The sequence below is a fragment of the Shimia thalassica genome, from assembly GCF_001458215.1.
Taxonomy (GTDB): Bacteria; Pseudomonadota; Alphaproteobacteria; order Rhodobacterales; family Rhodobacteraceae; genus Shimia; species Shimia thalassica.
Window position 1 is genome coordinate 812,506 of sequence record NZ_CYTW01000001.1, and the last position, 16,150, is coordinate 828,655.

The 16,150-nt window shown below is 54.0% G+C and carries 13 protein-coding genes and 1 tRNA gene; 3 read left to right on the plus strand and 11 right to left on the minus strand.

Translation table 11 applies throughout. The features are described from left to right. Positions 1 to 18: 18 nt before the first annotated feature. The 5 genes from PH7735_RS03850 to PH7735_RS03870 all read right to left on the minus strand — a co-directional run bounded on the left by PH7735_RS03850 (position 19) and on the right by PH7735_RS03870 (position 4,219). The gene (locus PH7735_RS03850; RefSeq protein ID WP_058309979.1) at positions 19 to 654 is read right to left on the minus strand and encodes a 50S ribosomal protein L25/general stress protein Ctc; all 636 of its coding nucleotides are present in this window, start codon (positions 652 to 654) and stop codon (positions 19 to 21) included. Between the two features lie 180 nt (positions 655 to 834). Beyond that, on the minus strand, positions 835 to 2,001 hold the full coding sequence (locus PH7735_RS03855) for an alpha-hydroxy acid oxidase (RefSeq protein WP_058309980.1): 1,167 nt from the start codon (positions 1,999 to 2,001) through the stop codon (positions 835 to 837). Positions 2,002 to 2,131: 130 nt separating this feature from the next. After that, the gene (locus PH7735_RS03860) at positions 2,132 to 2,833 is read right to left on the minus strand and encodes a hypothetical protein (protein WP_058309981.1); all 702 of its coding nucleotides are present in this window, start codon (positions 2,831 to 2,833) and stop codon (positions 2,132 to 2,134) included. A 7-nt stretch (positions 2,834 to 2,840) separates the two neighbouring features. Beyond that, complete coding sequence (gene trpA, locus PH7735_RS03865) at positions 2,841 to 3,632, minus strand: tryptophan synthase subunit alpha (protein ID WP_058309982.1); 792 nt, start codon at positions 3,630 to 3,632, stop codon at positions 2,841 to 2,843. Between the two features lie 101 nt (positions 3,633 to 3,733). Further along, a complete protein-coding gene (locus PH7735_RS03870; RefSeq protein WP_058309983.1) occupies positions 3,734 to 4,219 on the minus strand; it encodes an acyloxyacyl hydrolase in 486 nt (161 codons plus the stop codon). Positions 4,220 to 4,377: 158 nt separating this feature from the next. Here PH7735_RS03870 and ychF point away from each other — a divergent pair, with 158 nt between their 5' ends. Beyond that, positions 4,378 to 5,475: a redox-regulated ATPase YchF gene (ychF, locus tag PH7735_RS03875; protein WP_058309984.1), complete on the plus strand. Its 1,098-nt coding sequence runs from the start codon at positions 4,378 to 4,380 to the stop codon at positions 5,473 to 5,475. Positions 5,476 to 5,509: 34 nt separating this feature from the next. On the opposite strand, the gene PH7735_RS03880 is transcribed toward ychF, so the two are convergent. From PH7735_RS03880 to PH7735_RS03895, 4 genes are all read right to left on the minus strand, one after another. Next, positions 5,510 to 6,184, minus strand: coding sequence for a TetR/AcrR family transcriptional regulator (locus PH7735_RS03880; RefSeq protein WP_058309985.1), 675 nt, complete (start codon positions 6,182 to 6,184; stop codon positions 5,510 to 5,512). A gap of 1 nt (position 6,185) precedes the next feature. Then, positions 6,186 to 7,745: a trimethylamine methyltransferase family protein gene (locus PH7735_RS03885; RefSeq protein WP_058309986.1), complete on the minus strand. Its 1,560-nt coding sequence runs from the start codon at positions 7,743 to 7,745 to the stop codon at positions 6,186 to 6,188. Then, positions 7,745 to 10,156, minus strand: a complete 2,412-nt coding sequence (locus PH7735_RS03890; protein WP_058309987.1) for a GcvT family protein — start codon at positions 10,154 to 10,156, stop codon at positions 7,745 to 7,747. The genes PH7735_RS03885 and PH7735_RS03890 overlap by 1 nt, the downstream gene beginning before the upstream one ends. A gap of 270 nt (positions 10,157 to 10,426) precedes the next feature. After that, positions 10,427 to 11,686 (minus strand): aminotransferase class V-fold PLP-dependent enzyme, encoded by a 1,260-nt coding sequence (locus tag PH7735_RS03895; protein ID WP_058309988.1) that lies wholly within the window; start codon positions 11,684 to 11,686, stop codon positions 10,427 to 10,429. Positions 11,687 to 12,060: 374 nt separating this feature from the next. Between PH7735_RS03895 and PH7735_RS03900 the strand changes: the two genes are divergently transcribed. Together PH7735_RS03900 and PH7735_RS03905 are read left to right on the plus strand one after the other, a co-directional pair. Next, positions 12,061 to 12,150 (plus strand) — tRNA-Ser (locus PH7735_RS03900). Positions 12,151 to 12,534: 384 nt separating this feature from the next. Then, complete coding sequence (locus PH7735_RS03905) at positions 12,535 to 12,969, plus strand: hypothetical protein (RefSeq protein WP_145865253.1); 435 nt, start codon at positions 12,535 to 12,537, stop codon at positions 12,967 to 12,969. 236 nt (positions 12,970 to 13,205) lie between these two features. On the opposite strand, the gene PH7735_RS03910 is transcribed toward PH7735_RS03905, so the two are convergent. Together PH7735_RS03910 and PH7735_RS03915 are read right to left on the minus strand one after the other, a co-directional pair. Beyond that, the gene (locus PH7735_RS03910; RefSeq protein WP_058309990.1) at positions 13,206 to 14,267 is read right to left on the minus strand and encodes a lysozyme inhibitor LprI family protein; all 1,062 of its coding nucleotides are present in this window, start codon (positions 14,265 to 14,267) and stop codon (positions 13,206 to 13,208) included. 58 nt (positions 14,268 to 14,325) lie between these two features. Next, positions 14,326 to 15,588: a hypothetical protein gene (locus tag PH7735_RS03915; protein WP_145865254.1), complete on the minus strand. Its 1,263-nt coding sequence runs from the start codon at positions 15,586 to 15,588 to the stop codon at positions 14,326 to 14,328. Positions 15,589 to 16,150 lie beyond the last annotated feature (562 nt).

Genomic DNA, 16,150 nt, shown 5'->3' on the forward strand with positions numbered 1-16,150 from the left:
TTAGAAGGGATCAGAAGATTACTCTTCAGCAGCTGCTTCTACTTCGCCTTCTTCACCTTCTTCTTCGTTATCCGACGAACGCAGACCCGACGGAGCCGAGATGTTCGCAATAACAAAGTCGCGGTCAACAGTGGTTTTCGCACCGCTTGGCAGGGTCACGTCCGAGATGTGGACGATGTCGCCAATTTCCATACCAGCCAGATCAACTGTGATGCTTTCTGGGATTTCGCCCGCAGTCACGTTTAGCTCGACTTCTGGACGGACAACGGTCAGAACGCCGCCCTTTTTGATGCCGGGTGCTTCTTCTTCGTTGATGAAATCAACGTGAATGAAGAGTTTGATCTTCGATGTGCGGCGCAGACGCAGCAGGTCGATGTGCGTTGGAAGGTCTTTTACAACGTCGCGCTGTACGCCGCGGCAGATAACGCGCACGTCTTCCTGGCCTTCAACCTTGAGGTTGAAAAGGGTCGACAAGAAGCGGCCTTCTTTCAATTTCTTGAACAGAACATTGAAAGGCATCTGGATTGCCAGCGGCTCTGCATCGCCACCATAGACGACACCTGGAACCATGTTGTTACGACGTGCTGCGCGAGCGGCGCCCTTGCCTGTCCCCGCGCGGACCTCGGCGTGAAGATCTGGGATCTGTCCAGCCATTTGAATTCTCCAATATGTTAGGGCAGGGTGCCTCCAAGGCTGTCACCCCGCGTGAAGCCGCGCCTATACCGCAGTATTTCGCTTTTGAAAAGAGGATTCGCCGTGGTTTCCGGCATCTCTCTTCAATAAGAACAGGCGTACCAATGGCACGCCTGCTTTCGTCTCATGTGGTGGGGCGGTTTACGCCTGCCAGCGACCTTCGAAGTTCTCTGGGACCAACAGAATATCGCGGTCCAGTTCCGCGATGGTGCGACGTCCACACAGGGCCATCGATACATCCATTTCCTTGTGGATGATCTCAAGCGCTTTGGTTACGCCCGCCTGACCCATCGCGCCCAGACCGTAGACAAAGGAACGTCCGATATAGGTGCCTTTTGCCCCCATCGCGACGGCCTTCAGCACATCCTGACCAGAGCGGATACCACTGTCGAGGTGGACTTCAACCTGATCCCCAACGGCATCCAGAATGGAAGGCAGAGCACGGATAGAGGACATCGCCCCGTCGAGTTGTCGGCCGCCGTGATTGGAAACGATAATCGCATCGGCCCCGACCTGAAGCGCCATTTTTGCGTCTTCCGCATCCAGAATACCTTTGAGGATAACAGGGCCGCCCCAATCTTCTTTGATCTTGGCGACTTTGTTCCAATCCAATGTCGGATCGAAGGACTCGGCGGTCCATGCCCCGAGATCGGCAGAATCTGAAATGCCATCCACATGGCCAACGATGTTGCCAAAGTTGCGGCGTTTCGCGCCCAGCATACCAATGCCCCAGCGCCATTTGGTCATCAGGTTTGCAATGGTCGATGGCGTCAGCTTGGGCGGGGCGGAGAGGCCGTTTTTCAGGTCCTTGTGGCGCTGGCCCAGAATTTGAAGGTCCAGTGTAATCACCAGCGCCGAACACTTCGCATCCTTTGCGCGCTGGATCAGGCGGCTGACATAATCCGTGTCCCGCATCGTATAAAGCTGGAACCAGAAAGGTTTTGATGTGGCTTCGGCGACTTCTTCGATCGAGTTGATCGACATGGTGGACAGTGTGAAGGGGACCCCGAAGGCCTCGGCCGCGCGGGCGGCTTTGATTTCACCGTCTGCGTGCTGCATTCCCGTCAGCCCAACAGGGGCCAAAGCTACGGGCATCGAAACGTCCTGGCCGATCATCTTGGTCGCGGTTGAGCGGCCTGACATGTCGACCGCAACACGCTGGCGCAAATAGATGTCGTCGAAATCTGAGGTGTTTTCTCGGAATGTCTGTTCGGTCCAGCTGCCACTTTCGGCATAGTCATAGAACATGCGCGGCACGCGGCGCTGATAAATGCGTTTTAGGTCTTCAATATTGGTGATGACGGGCATGTCGGACTCACTTTTGGCGATATTGGTAAATGTTCTTTACCAATATGAAAGGTTTTGCGCAAGTGTGCTGTGCCAGGACACCCAAAATGCCTGTCAAAAACCTGGGATGGCCAAGGAAACGAAGGATGTATTAGCGTGATTCAGCGTCGAGATACGCGATGCTGAGCGCGGTGGCTGCCAAGGTCGCGGGCACAATTGTCAGAATCGATACAAAGATCTGATAGGCAGCCCGCAGGATCCAACCGCTTGTCTCGTCTACATGCCATCCGGTGTACCCAAGGACGATCATCCCTGTGATCGCCAAGGCAACAGGGCCGATTACAAGGTTCACAAGGGTTTTCCAAAAGGTCTTGAACCCTCGGCCTGCAGCAGAGATCAGCGATGTGTCGCCACGTTCGGCACAGGCTGGCAACACAGTGCCCACCACGGCCATCAGGCCGCAAAAGGCCGGGACGGCGATCAAAACACCCCAGATTGCAAAGGCCAGATCCACAGTCTCCGCGTTCGGGTCAAGAACGCCAAACCGGTCCAGCGTGATAAAACCTGCCGTGATCATCAGCGTCAGGATGATAAACAGTGCCAGAAACCGCAGCGAATATCCTATGATGGGCACTTTCGAGCCGTCTTTGCCCGTCGTGCTCAGAGGATCGGCCCAGCCGTAGACTTCATCAAGCTGGATCATGCGGTGGGTGTAAAGCATCGTCAGGCCGGCAAACACCAGCGTGACAATCCCCACGGCTTGCATCATCAGCTCGAACATCACAACAACCACGATGACAATCGTGTAAAGAGCGATGTTGGTCTTGAAAAGCGAAAGGGCGCGTCCGTACATCTGTGTATCAGGCGCGGTGCGCGCCGTCAGACAGCGATTTCACAAACGCCAGAACCTCTGCAACGGGTTTGCCTGCGCCGATCTGGCTCACGATGGCCGACCCGACAACAGCACCGTCTGCAACCGAGGCAATCGCCTCGGATTTTTCGGGGGTGTTGATACCAAACCCAACGATGACCGGCAGGTCTGTTGAGGCTTTGATACGGGCCACTTCCGGGCCGACGTTGGTGGCTTCGGCTTCGGCTGCGCCTGTAATGCCGGTGATGGACACGTAGTACACAAACCCCGAGGTGTTTTGCAAAACCTTGGGCAGGCGTTTGTCATCTGTCGTTGGTGTGGCGAGGCGGATAAAGTTCATGCCTGCGGCCTGCGCCGGGATGCACAGTTCTTCGTCTTCTTCGGGGGGAAGGTCGACCACAATCAGACCGTCGATGCCGGCAGCCATTGCATCCTTCAGGAAGGTGTCAACGCCCCGGTTATAGATCGGGTTGTAATACCCCATCATGACGATTGGCGTTGTGTTGTCTTCTTTGCGAAACTCGGTGGCAAGGTCCAGCGTACGTTGCAGGGTCATGCCTGCGTCCAGAGCGCGTTGACCCGCGAGCTGGATTGTCGGGCCATCCGCCATTGGATCGGTGAACGGCAGACCAAGTTCGATCACATCGACACCGGCCCCCGGAAGACCTTTGACGATCTCGAGCGACTCGTCATAGTTGGGATCTCCTGCCATCACATAGGCCACAAAGGCCTTTTTGCCTGCGGCGTTCAATTCTGCGAATTTGGCGTCTATGCGAGTCATCGGCTGGTCCCTGTCAAAATTCTGAGTTCCGATGTGCCGTAACCTGCGGGGGAAATCAATCCCGCCAAGGCGTTGACTTGTCTCTCTTGTGCGGAAAACCCTTAGAAACGCTTGTGATAGCGCAGAAGAATTGTGTTCACGCCGGGATTGACGTCGCCAAGGCTGGCATTGGATTTGTGCACGATGGCCAAAGAAACGGCACTTCCGTTTCGAAAGGCATAGCCGACGCCCAGCAAACTGCGGAATTCCAGCGCATCCCCGAGATCGGTGAGAATGCTGCCTTCGGAATACAGACCCGGCATAACGCTGACTTCGGCAAACCACGGGCTGTCGAAATCATATGTCCCGACAAGACCGACCCCCAAGAAATAATCTTCGTCGGCCGTTCCCGAGACGACGCCACCCCAGCTCACATCCCAGTGGCGCGTATCGTGAAAGGGTTTGTGGTGATATTCGAGTTCGATCACAGGAGCGTCGGAAGCGGAGATATTCCCGTATTTGGTATAGCCTGCGCCAAACACAATCTCTTGTGCCGTGACAGGCGCGGCTAAAAAGGCAACCAGGGCCGACATAACAACGTATTTCATGGTGGTTTCGCTAAACAGATACAATTCAGGCTTTGGAATTTAATAAGTGTCTTGGAAAAGTTCAATTGGCGTGTCGTGCCACTCACTCAAATGTGCGCCGCTTGCGTATGGGGCAATTGTTCCATATTAGCAGCCCAACATGGATCAGGAGGCCGGGCATGGGCTTTAAAATGGGTATTGTGGGGCTGCCGAACGTCGGTAAATCCACGCTGTTCAACGCATTGACAAAAACTGCAGCAGCTCAGGCGGCGAACTTTCCGTTCTGCACGATTGAGCCGAACGTGGGTGATGTGGGTGTTCCCGATGCGCGTCTGGACAAGCTGGCCGCAATCGCCGGATCCAAACAGATCATTCCAACACGGATGACGTTTGTCGATATTGCCGGCCTTGTGAAAGGCGCATCCAAGGGGGAGGGGCTGGGCAACCAGTTTCTGGCAAACATCCGTGAAGTCGACGCGATTGCCCATGTGCTGCGGTGTTTTGAAGATGGTGACGTGACCCATGTCGAAGGTCGCGTTGATCCAGTTGCCGATGCCGAGACCATCGAAACCGAATTGATGCTTGCGGATATCGAAAGCATTGAAAAACGGATGCAAGGGCTCGTGCGCAAGGTGCGGGGCGGCGACAAGGAAGCGGTGCAGCAGGAACGCTTGTTGAAAGACGCTTTGGCCGTTCTGGAAGACGGACAGCCCGCCCGCGTTGTCGAAGTGGCCGAGGACGACCTCAAAGCGTGGAAAATGCTTCAGCTTTTGACCACGAAACCGGTTTTGTATGTCTGCAACGTAGGTGAGTCCGAGTCCGTTGATGGCAATGAGCATTCTGCCAAAGTGGCGGAAATGGCTGCGTCTCAGGGCAACTCTCACGTTATTATTTCCGCGCAGATCGAAGAAGAGATCAGCCAGCTGGAAGATGACGAGGCCGTTATGTTCCTCGAGGAAATGGGGCTGGAAGAGGCTGGACTGGATCGTCTGATCCGTGCCGGTTACGAGTTGCTGCACTTGGAAACCTACTTCACGGTTGGCCCGAAAGAAGCGCGAGCCTGGACAATCAAGCAGGGCACAATGGCACCTCAGGCTGCGGGCGTGATCCACGGTGATTTCGAAAAGGGATTCATCCGTGCCGAAACCATCGCCTATGACGATTACATCGCCTGCAACGGCGAACAAGGATCAAAAGAAGCGGGCAAGATGCGCGCGGAAGGCAAAGGCTATCTTGTGAAAGATGGCGACGTGATGCACTTCCTGTTCAATACCTAAGGTTTTGTCGGGCGAGAGAGATCTCGCCCGACCCCTATCGGTCTGCCACTTTTGACAGGCTGAAATTTCGGTAAGATTCGATATCTTCGGGCGCGTGTTTGACGCCTGTGAAGCATTCCAGATACCAGTCCAGCCGCTCAAGGCGCTCTTGCATCGGCTCGCGCACCTCAAGCGCGTGATACCCAAGCTGCATATAATACAGAATTCTGGCCCGGACCTCGGCTTCGTTCGGGTCGAAGTCGTGACGTTCAAACATGTTGGTCAGGGCCCCAACGCGCGCCTTGTCTGCGGCGTCAATGCGTTGGCGCACCGCACCATCCCGACGTGACCATTCCCGCACCGCGAAATCCAGCCCTTGGTCAAACAAATCGGGATCGATGAAGCATCGGAAAAATTCACATGTCGCTTGGGTGATGTTGTCGGTTTGCTTTTCACAGGCCAGGATAATGGTCTGCGTATTACGCTCTTCCCAATCATCCAAAAGCGCCTCGAGCAGATGTTTGCGGCTTTTGAAATACCAGTAAAAACTTGATCGTGACACTTGCAGACGCTCGCCCAGAGCCAGCACTTTGACTTCGGCAACGCCACCGCTCACCAAGACGTCGCGCGCCACGTTCAACCAGTCTTCACGCGTGACTTTTACATGTCCGACAAGCGGGGCTTTGTCTGGGTCGTCACGATGCAACACTGGGGATGCGCGTTTGGGCATGTCAGCTCTCCGGCGGGGCACCACCTTCGGCGGTACGTTTTGCGATATGCGCCTTTAATTGGGCAAGCCTGTCGCCGTCAATGGCGGGGCGGGCATCTTCGGCCAGAATAGCCTTCCACACGTCTGTTGCACGGGTATTGGCGTCTTTGGCGCCACGTTCGGTCCATGTACCAAAATTAGCATAGTCGTGCACAACCGGCTCGTAAAATGCAGTGTTATAGCGTTCCATCGTTTGAGAGGTCGCAAAGAAGTGGCCGCTGGGATCAACTTCGCTTATGGCGTTTCCAAACCCGATTTCATCGGGCCCCGCCCTGTTTCCGGCACAAAGTTCGGCAACCATGTTCAAGACTTCGGCGTCAGTGACGAGCTTTTCATAAGACACGCTAAGCCCCCCTTCGAGCCAACCTGCCGCGTGGATGATCACAGTTGCCCCCGACATAAGGCACCCCCACAGTCCGAACTGGTTCTCGTTTGCGGCCTGCACATCATTGGTGTTCGCGGCAGAGCCCGCAGCAGATCGCCAGGGCAATCCGATATGTCGGGCCAGCTGTCCTGCTGCAAGAGATGCCTGAAAATGGGATGGGGTGCCGAAAGCGGGCGCTCCGGATTTCATGTCCACATTCGATGTGAATGTACCGTAACAAATCGGTGCACCAGGGTTGACCAGCTGTGTCAGTGTGATCGCCGAAAGCGCTTCGGCGTGGCTAAGGGTGATGGCCCCGGCGACGGTGATCGGGGCCATGGCGCCCATCAGCGTAAAGGGCGTGACAATAGACATTTGCCCATGCCGCGCGAAATCAATCAGACCCTGCGCCATGGGAATATCCAGCGTGCGCGGGCTGTTGGTATTTATGATCGTATAACAGTGGGGGGATGCCTGAAACTCTGCGTCGCTTAGCCCGCGAAAGTCGCGGGTCATCTCAAAACAATCCATCACCTGCGGTGTTCCGCGTGCAAAGACAAAGGGAAATTTGTCGCTGTGGGTGAACTGGGCTTCGGTCGTGAAATAGTGGCGCAGATGCGTCTCAATATCCTGTGGTTCTACCTGCGGCGAGATCATCTGAAAAACATCAAAATGATGTGTCAGCTTCAAATACTCGACATAGTCCCGCGCCGATCCGGGCCGCCTGCCGCGCTCGCGATCGGTTGCGTTCGGGGCGCCTGCGCCGGCCTGAAACACCAAGCTGCCGAGTTCGAGCGTAAAGTCCCTGTCGCGTGCACCTGCGCGGCATTTGATCGATTTAGGCGCGGTCCCTATCGCCGCTTCAACCATGTCGCGCCCGATATACACCATTTCCGTGGATTCATCGACGCGCGCGCCGCCCGCTGCAAACACGCGGCGGGCTTCGGGCAAAAGAACCTTGATGCCAAGCTCTTCAAGCGTGCGCAGCGCCGTGTCATGCATGTTGGCGATTTCATCCGCCGAGAAGACATCCATTGTCGGAAACGGATTTTTCAACTGACGGTAATTTACCGCCCGCTGGGGTTTGGGTTGCGATGCGTCGCCTTCGCGTTGGCGGCGGCGTCCGCCTCTTGTGCGACGCTGGGTTTCCTTGTCCATCACCGGCCCCTCATCGCTTGGCCGGTCGGGTCATAAGGCGACGACGCGATGACCTTTGCTGGCCGCTCCATGCCCACGATGTGCACACTCAAAGCGGTGCCTTCGGAGGCAGCATTGCGATCCACCATCGCCAGTGCCAGCGATTTTCCAACCGTGTGCCCGTACCCACCGGATGTCACAAAGCCAACGCGTTTGTCGCCGTTCCATACGGGTTCGTATCCACTTGCGTCTGCATCCAATGCATCCACTTCGAGAGTGACAACAACCTGTCCGGGGCCACCAGAGTTGTGTTCATTTTGCGCGGCGTCCCGCCCTATGAAATCCCCCTTGTCCCAGTCAATCCAGCGATCCATTCCGGTTTGGGCGGCACTATAGCCTTGGGTGAATTCAGTGCTCCAAATCCCGAAGCTTTTTTCCAGTCGCAGGCTGAGCAGGGCGCTAAACCCGACCTCTCGCATGTCGCAATCTGCACCCGCAGCCAGCAAGGTGTCGCGCAGGGTGATATGCTCGGTCGCGGCGCAATGAATTTCATAGCCAAGTTCACCCGAAACCGAGAGACGGCCCACTTTGACGCGCAACATGCCAATGTCGAACACGCCACATCCCATAAAGGGCAGGTCGGCGATTGCGCCATCGGTCAGTTTTTCGAGGACCCGAAGGCTGTTGGGGCCTGAAAGACTAAAGCCGACAGTGGCGTCAGAGAGGTCCGTGACAGCCACGTCAGCCCCCGAATGATCTTCGAACCAACGTTTGTGCCATTCGCGCAGGTAATAGCTGCCCATGATCCACCAAGTGCCGTCGCCCCAGTTAAAAACGGTCAAATCCCCCTTGAGGCGCCCCTGTTCAGATAACATCGGGGCAAGGCGCGCACGCCCCGGTTTGGGCAGCGTCGACGCCATAATGGTGTTCAGCCATGCCTCGGCACCGTCGCCGGATACTTCGAACCTTGAAAATCCCGAGATGTCGAGGAGACCAACCGCCGTGCGCACCGCTTTGCATTCTGCGGCAACGATGTCGAATGCGTTCGAGCGTTTCAAAGTGGGGGTCTCAACAAACGCGGCGCTTGGCGCAAAATACAGTGGTATCTCAAGACCATAACTCACGCCCCAGCGACAACCGGCAGCGGTCATGTCCGAGTAGGCGGGCGCTTTTTTCAACGGGCGCCCTGCGGGCAATTGCTCGTTGGGATAGGTCATCACAAAGCGGCGCGTATAGAATTGGCCCGTGGTTTCCCTGATATATTGTTTGTTCTCGGCATAGGGGCCGAAGCGGGCCACATCCATCCCGAACACATCCGCCTCTGGTTCGCCATGTATCATCCATTCGGCAAGCGATTTGCCGACGCCGCCACCTTGCAGAAAGCCCGCCATCACACCGCAAGCACACCAGTAGCCGGGCTTGCCACGCACCGGACCCACCAAAGGGTTGCCGTCGGGCGCAAAGGTAAAGGCGCCGTTGACCCATGTCTTGACACCGACCTCTTGCAGGGCGGGATAGCGTTCGAACCCGAGGGTTAGTTCGCGTTCGATACGGTCGGTGTCTTCTTGCTGCAGTTCAAACCCGTATTCCCAAGGCGCCCCATCCATCATCCAGTGTTCGTGGTCGATCTCGTAAATGCCAAGCAACAGGCCCTTTTGGTCCTGACGCATATAGGTGAACCCTTCGAGATCCACAGTCATGGGAACTTCAAAGTCGAGCTGTTCCAGTTCCGGAATGGTGTCAGAGATCAAATAATGATGGTTTAACGGAGACACAGGCAATTCCACGCCCGCCATCCGGCCAACCTGTTTGGCCCACAGGCCCGCAGCATTGACCACATGTTCCGTGTGGATCGTGCCTTTCTCGGTTACCACATCCCACCCGTCTTTGGTTTGCACCAATTCGAGAACCCGATTGTGTTCGATAACCTCGGCGCCGCGTTTTTTGGCAGCCCCGGCATAGGCATGCACCGTGCCGGTTGTGTCGACATAGCCTTCGCGATCGGCCCACATGCCACCTAGGATGCCATCTGTCGACATGATCGGACACAGATCACCCGCTTCTTCAGGGGTGATCAACCGGCAGTCATCAATGCCGATGGATTGAAAGGTGCGATAGGCGGATTGCAACCATTCCCACCGATCCGGCGTGCCGGCAAGGGTCATGCCGCCTGTCATATGCATCCCGACAGATTGCCCTGACTCTTGTTCGATTTCGGACAATAGGTCGATTGTGTAGGCCTGAAGCGAGGCAATATTGGGATCCGCATTCAAGGCATGGAACCCTCCGGCGGCGTGCCAGCTTGATCCGGCGGTCAGAACCGAACGCTCGATCAGGCAAACATCCGTCCATCCGAATTTGGCCAGATGATACAAAACAGACGTGCCGACAACTCCGCCTCCAATAACGATTGCGCGATAGTGTGATTTCATGGCGGTCTCCTCTGGGTCTGAAAGTTCGGTATCCCGTCGCCTCGAATCCAGTAATGGACATCATTGTCTAATGCATAGATTGCATTGGACACTTTTGTCTATACTTGTCTGAAATGAATTGGGAGAGAGTTCAGTTCCCGCGAAAACACTCAAAGATTGGTGTTCGGGTAAAGCGGTGCGGCGCGAAAAAGGCGCACGCAGTCACCCCAGCCCGCAGGGCTTTGGTTCATACACCGCGGTGCGTTTTGCAATAATTGGATTCTGCGGCGGTTAAGGCGTTTCAGGCAATTCTTTAATCGCCCCAAGCAGTTGCGCGACTTCCTGTTCCGTATTGTAGTGGCACAGTGAAATGCGAATACAATCAGACAACCCGAGAGGGTCCAGAACATTGCTGCTATAATGATCTGCTTTTCGGGTGTGGGTGCGAATGCCTTGTGCATTCAAATAGGTGACCACATCCGGCGAAGGCATCCCTTTGATCACAATCGACACGAGACCTTCGCGTGCTGGATTGTCTGCCCCACCAAGGATCATCACATGGGGCATGTCCCGCAGACCGGGCAGATTACCCGTGCCATTGATCATCGCGTTGGTCAGATGGGTTTCATAAGCGTGAATAGCAGCGCCAGCCGCTTCGATACGTTCTCGACGTCCGGTTTCCGACGACACTTCCCCGCCCAGCCATTCGAAATAGGCCACGACATCGGAAACCGTGGCATAGGACCCTGTGTCCCGTGTGCCGAATTCCCATCCGGTTTCTGGGGCGTCGATCAGCATGTCATGGGGCAGGGCGGTCATGCGGTCCGAAATCCAGGCGATCCCGTATCCATGACGCGAAAAGACTTTGTAAGGTGAAATGACATAAGCATCGATGTCGTAGGACGCGATATCAAGCTGTCCATGGGCGGCGTGTTGTATCCCGTCAACAATGATAAAACAGTCCGGCGACACGTCGCGGATTGCCTTTGCGATCGCCGCCACATCCATGCCGATACCGGACACGGGGGAAGCATGCAGGATGGTCGCAACCGAGACGTCAGGTGTCATGACCGCAGCATAGTCAGACGCCGTTACCAATCCAGAAGCGGCATCATGCGGGACATTAAGGTAATCGAGCGCGGCCTTTTCGGTAGACCGGCAGGCGGCGCTTCGGCTTGCGGGATGTTCAATGGATGACCCGATCACTTTGCTGCCTTTTGGCGCGTTTTCACAGGCTGTTCGGATCATACGAAACAAAAGCTCTGTCCCGCTTTCCCCTGCAAAAAACTGTCCGCTGGGGGCGTTCATAAACACGGCAAGGTCGGCTTTTGCCGTGTTTATGGTCTGGACCAAGGCGTGCGACGCCGGATTGTCCCGTCCTTGGTTGTCGGGAATGGCTGCGTATTTGGCCGAAGTTTCAACGACGGATTTGAGCGTAAGCGCCCCGCCTGCATTTTCAAAGAAGACGCGCGGTCCTTGAAAAGGACAGGTGTCAACATGGGCAAACCGATCGCGTATTGCCGAAATCAAAGCAGGTGAATCCTGAATCATTTTTCTTCCCGTTTCTGAGGTCATGAGCGCGGGCCTTTAAGCTCGTTAATGAGCGGACCTGCAACCTGACCACTCTCTTGTGCGTATGAAGGAGATCAGAGCGTTTATTGAGAGAGTGTCAAGCCAAGAAGCCCAGTATAAAGCCCCGGTCCGCCACGCCAACACTTTGGCGCTCAAAGAAGATGCTCTTCGCCCGCAACCTCATTCGGTACACAACAGGTCGCAGAGATCAGGGATCTGACCTCTGCCCAAGCCATGCCTCGCGATGGGTCCCGTCTTCCTATGTGCCTGAAGATTTTGGATATTCAAAAAAAAATCATTCCCGTGTTTTTTGCCCTTGTTCTCAAGGTGGCAAGCCCTGTATAGCGGTCGACGGAGACGTGGCCGAGTGGTCGAAGGCGCTCCCCTGCTAAGGGAGTAAACGGGGAACCGTTTCGAGGGTTCGAATCCCTTCGTCTCCGCCATAAAATCAATAACTTACATGATTTACTGGCGTTCCACCCTTCGGGGCCTAGGGACTGAGTTTAGGGACATGTGTACCTAAGTTGTGAAATCCGTGTCCCTAAGTAGCCAAAGCGGTTCGATTCGGTTCATGAGCAAGTTTGCTGGTGACGATGTGGCGGGTCGGATCTATCTCGCCCTAGCACGTGCAGTCGCGGCAACGTTGATGCATTCCGGACCATAACACCTAAGACGCCCCACGCTTGTCCGCTGTGGGACGTTTTTGATTCAGTTGTTTTCGGCGCAGTACCAGGATCGCCGTAACTTCCCAAGTTTTTGACCTATCTGCGAAAGTTTCGAATGTTTCTCGGTCTTATGTAACGCCTGAAGAACATAAGGGATTGAAAATGAAAATTGTAAAGCTGTTGTCTACTGTAATCCTATCCGTGGGAGTCGCTGGTTCTGCGTTAGCAGCCAATGAAACGATGTTGATGAAATGCGGTGCTTCAAGCGGAAAGGCATATTTCTTTAATGGGGAAGGATGGATCAATGACACCATCAAAGATGGTCAGATCATTCTGATTGGGAATGCAGGTGGAGTAGAAGGCGAATATGACATCCGCTTCACCGATGCGTTCGGGGCAAAAGGTTATGTCTCCGATGGTGCGGCGGTGTTCCTCGCTGGAAGTGATCGCGGGAAATTCTCGTTCATTGCGGCCCACAGCAATTACACAGCCCAATACACCTTTGACGTAACGCGGAACGAAGTACTGTGGACGAGTCACAAAACTGGCACCATCGTTCAAAAGGTGGGGCTGTATTACGCAGAGTGTGAAGGTTAACCACCTTGAACCATACCGTCAGGGCAGCACTCGCTACACCGCAACCTGTCAAAACCTGGAGGCGACTGGTCTTCAAAGTGTAGCGGACGGCCCTGAACCGACCTCCGTTTGGGTGTAGAGATGCTGCGACGAAGCCCGTTGAACCTGCTGTTAGCTGCGAGTGCAAAATCGAGTCACGGGCGAACTGGTACAATTTGGGGCGGAGCGGACCCATCTTTGCGTAGTTCACCTTTGAATTAAAAAGGGTTGCCTATCAGCTCGTAAATTCTGTTTTCGTTGTACCGATACAAGCATAATGCTGCATCTCGCGTGCTCATGAAGTCCATACTTGAGGAAAACAATTGTTCGCAATTTGCACCTCGGGCTGCAATCCACTGGCGCTGGTTCGAACGAAGCGCGGCCCTTTCGCTAGTATTCTTTTCGGCCATCGCCGCATCATAGACAAGCCCCAGAATGCTATCGCTTTGCATGAGGTCTTTGTCCATGCAGAAGAGCCGCTCTACTTTCGTTTCTGCATTCGCACAGTTGAAACTTGGGCCAAGAGGCCGCGGTCGAACGTCTGATCCCATCGTGGCGATAACACCATCAACACATGCTTTACGTCCACCTTGTATCGGCTTAGGGTCGTCGAAGCCACGGTAGAAGCCAAAACAACGAGCCGAGATAGCGGTCATCCATTTTATTTCTCCTGGCCCGTAGAGATCGGAAAACAGCTCGAGCGTACCATAGGGAAAGCCGTTTAAAACTGCAAATTTGGCGATAGTTTCATTACATAATTCGTGACGAACACCGGATGCAGAGCAAGAATGAATCCCCAACATGGAACCCTGCGTCAAAATCGAATATTCCCCAGCAGGGAAAAGGATCATTGCACATGATGACGCGCATTCCTGATGCGCGATGATGCTAAATGACTTTTCCTTTATTCCTGTTGCCAACTCCATGGCAGCAGGGACACTACCCCCCGGGCTAGTGACCCTAAGTATACGGAAATCTGGCGGAACTGCACTGATTGCGGCTTCAAAACGAGCTGCATCGCCAGTTTCGATAGCACCTCGACCGACAACCACAGTGCTTCCGCCATCTACTAGCGAGGGCTCAACTGTGAATGTCATGGACAATGCCGGGATAGCGAAGAGGCTCAAACAAAAAGTGAAAAGCGCCAAATGGCGAAAAATCGTTTGCAATAGATTGGGAAAGGAAAACATGAAATTCAACTTCACCTTTTTCTGAGGTCCTTCGCCGCGCTGGCGATCGCCAAACTTGCCCCAAAGGTCTGCTATGCGGGGCGATTTCATCGGATCGACGTAACTGCTATTCGTTTATGGCGAATGGCAGAACCTTCTGATTTCATTACTACAGCTTGCTGCTTGTACAATCGAAGTATAGCCGTGCATTCCAGATCACTTCATCCAAAGCACAAAGATTTTCGATGTCAGTGTCAGTTATCTCTATGTCGTTAAAAACTGATTTCGCCGGATGAGCGAGAATGTTGCGTGCGCCGTTATTTACTTTGTCGACAAGTTTTCCGAACTCTTTTCTTGAAAGGAGTGTGCCATCTTGGTTGCACATCATACCAGTCTTGAAGCATGGCCATCTCTTTCCTGATCGTATTGCTTCCAGCATGTCTAGCAAACTCAACCGTCCAAGATCACCATTCAGGTCTTTGCAGTCCCTAAGTCGACCTTGCACCTTGCTCGTAAGGTTTTCTTCAATCTCCCCTTTGAAGACTCGATTAAGTAGCAGCCCAACGCCTCTCTCGCATCTAACAAAGTAACGGTAGGCACGATGTGCTCGGTTTTCGAAGGTCGGAGCAGCTGAACCGACCTCTTCGAGAACCCTTTTAATGAATGCAGAGTTTTGGTCCGCGCCTGGAAACTTGATCCCGGTGTCATCCGGGGTGCTGTCGGTAAATAGGCCACCTGTGCAGATAATCTGATAATTTCCTTTTACCTTCCGGTACAAGACGATCGAGGGTTTGATGCCGGGTACGGCGAGCGTTTTCTCGTCTCCAGAGTTAATCAGTTCGACATTCTCCTGCGCAGTTACAAGTGGGTACGAATGTCCGTCATAGTTCAAAAGGTGGGCTTGATTGACAATCAGTTGACCTTGATCACCAAGATAGTCTGGTTGCAGGAGGTCATCAGATCCTACTTCGTGGATGTAGTCGTTTCGACTAAATGATTTGACGCGGTTACTGACCCGTATGTCGAGTGGCCGCGCTTCTAGGCTACTAAATAGGTTTTTCAAGTTTTCTTGCACAGCTGGGGAGTGCCGCTGGGGGTTTGGAAGATCCCCCCACCCAAACTGGATAATTGCAGGCACACCACCTTCAAACCGTTCAAGAACGCGCTTGATCACCTCAGATCCGTGTGTATCCAAAGAAATCAGCGTTTGCGATGGAGACATCATCACCAGCGCATCAGCACTTAAGACCTCCTCGTGAACCAACTCTAGCCATTTGTTAGCGCCGTACTCGCTTATGTTCGCCGGGAGCCTAACAACTTCAGACCTAAGTGTGTCCTTCAGGAGCTTCTCGAAAGTGCTGAATCGATCTTCTTCGTATCGTGAAACGAGTGGAGAGAAAAAGAGCACTTTCATTGTGTCAAACCATTTCAAACAAAGCGTTCTACGCCTCTATCCGGACGAACAATGCAGTATCTGTACATTCAGAACAATGGCACAATTGTTTTCGGCATGTGCGGCAACCACTTTAGGCTCCGAGCCGACTTGAGGTGGTGCAGAGACTTCTGCTGGCTTCGGTTCAATCTGAATGTCCGGTCTTTCGGAACCACATCGAACCCTACGCACCTGCGGAGAATGACCTCTTACCGCCAAAAGTGTACTAAATCCACCGTGTCAGTTTCGAAATTTGCTACACCATATCTGATGATGGTGGCTGGGATGTTACCAAACACGATCAGGGTGTCCGACACAAAAGGCGACGCAGATAGCATGGATGTGCGGTCAATTTTTGCCCGTCGTTCGCGCCAAGCCGAACACCAGCAGATACGCACCATGGAGTACAATCGGCTTGAAGATCAACGGACTAAAATTGTGGCGTATATCAATAGCCTCATTTGGAGGGAGGCTCAATAAAACACTCAGTCTATTGTAGCAGTGCACCACGTTGGGGATCAGCAGTTTTCTATCCTAATCTTGGGTGATCGTTGAATTTTAT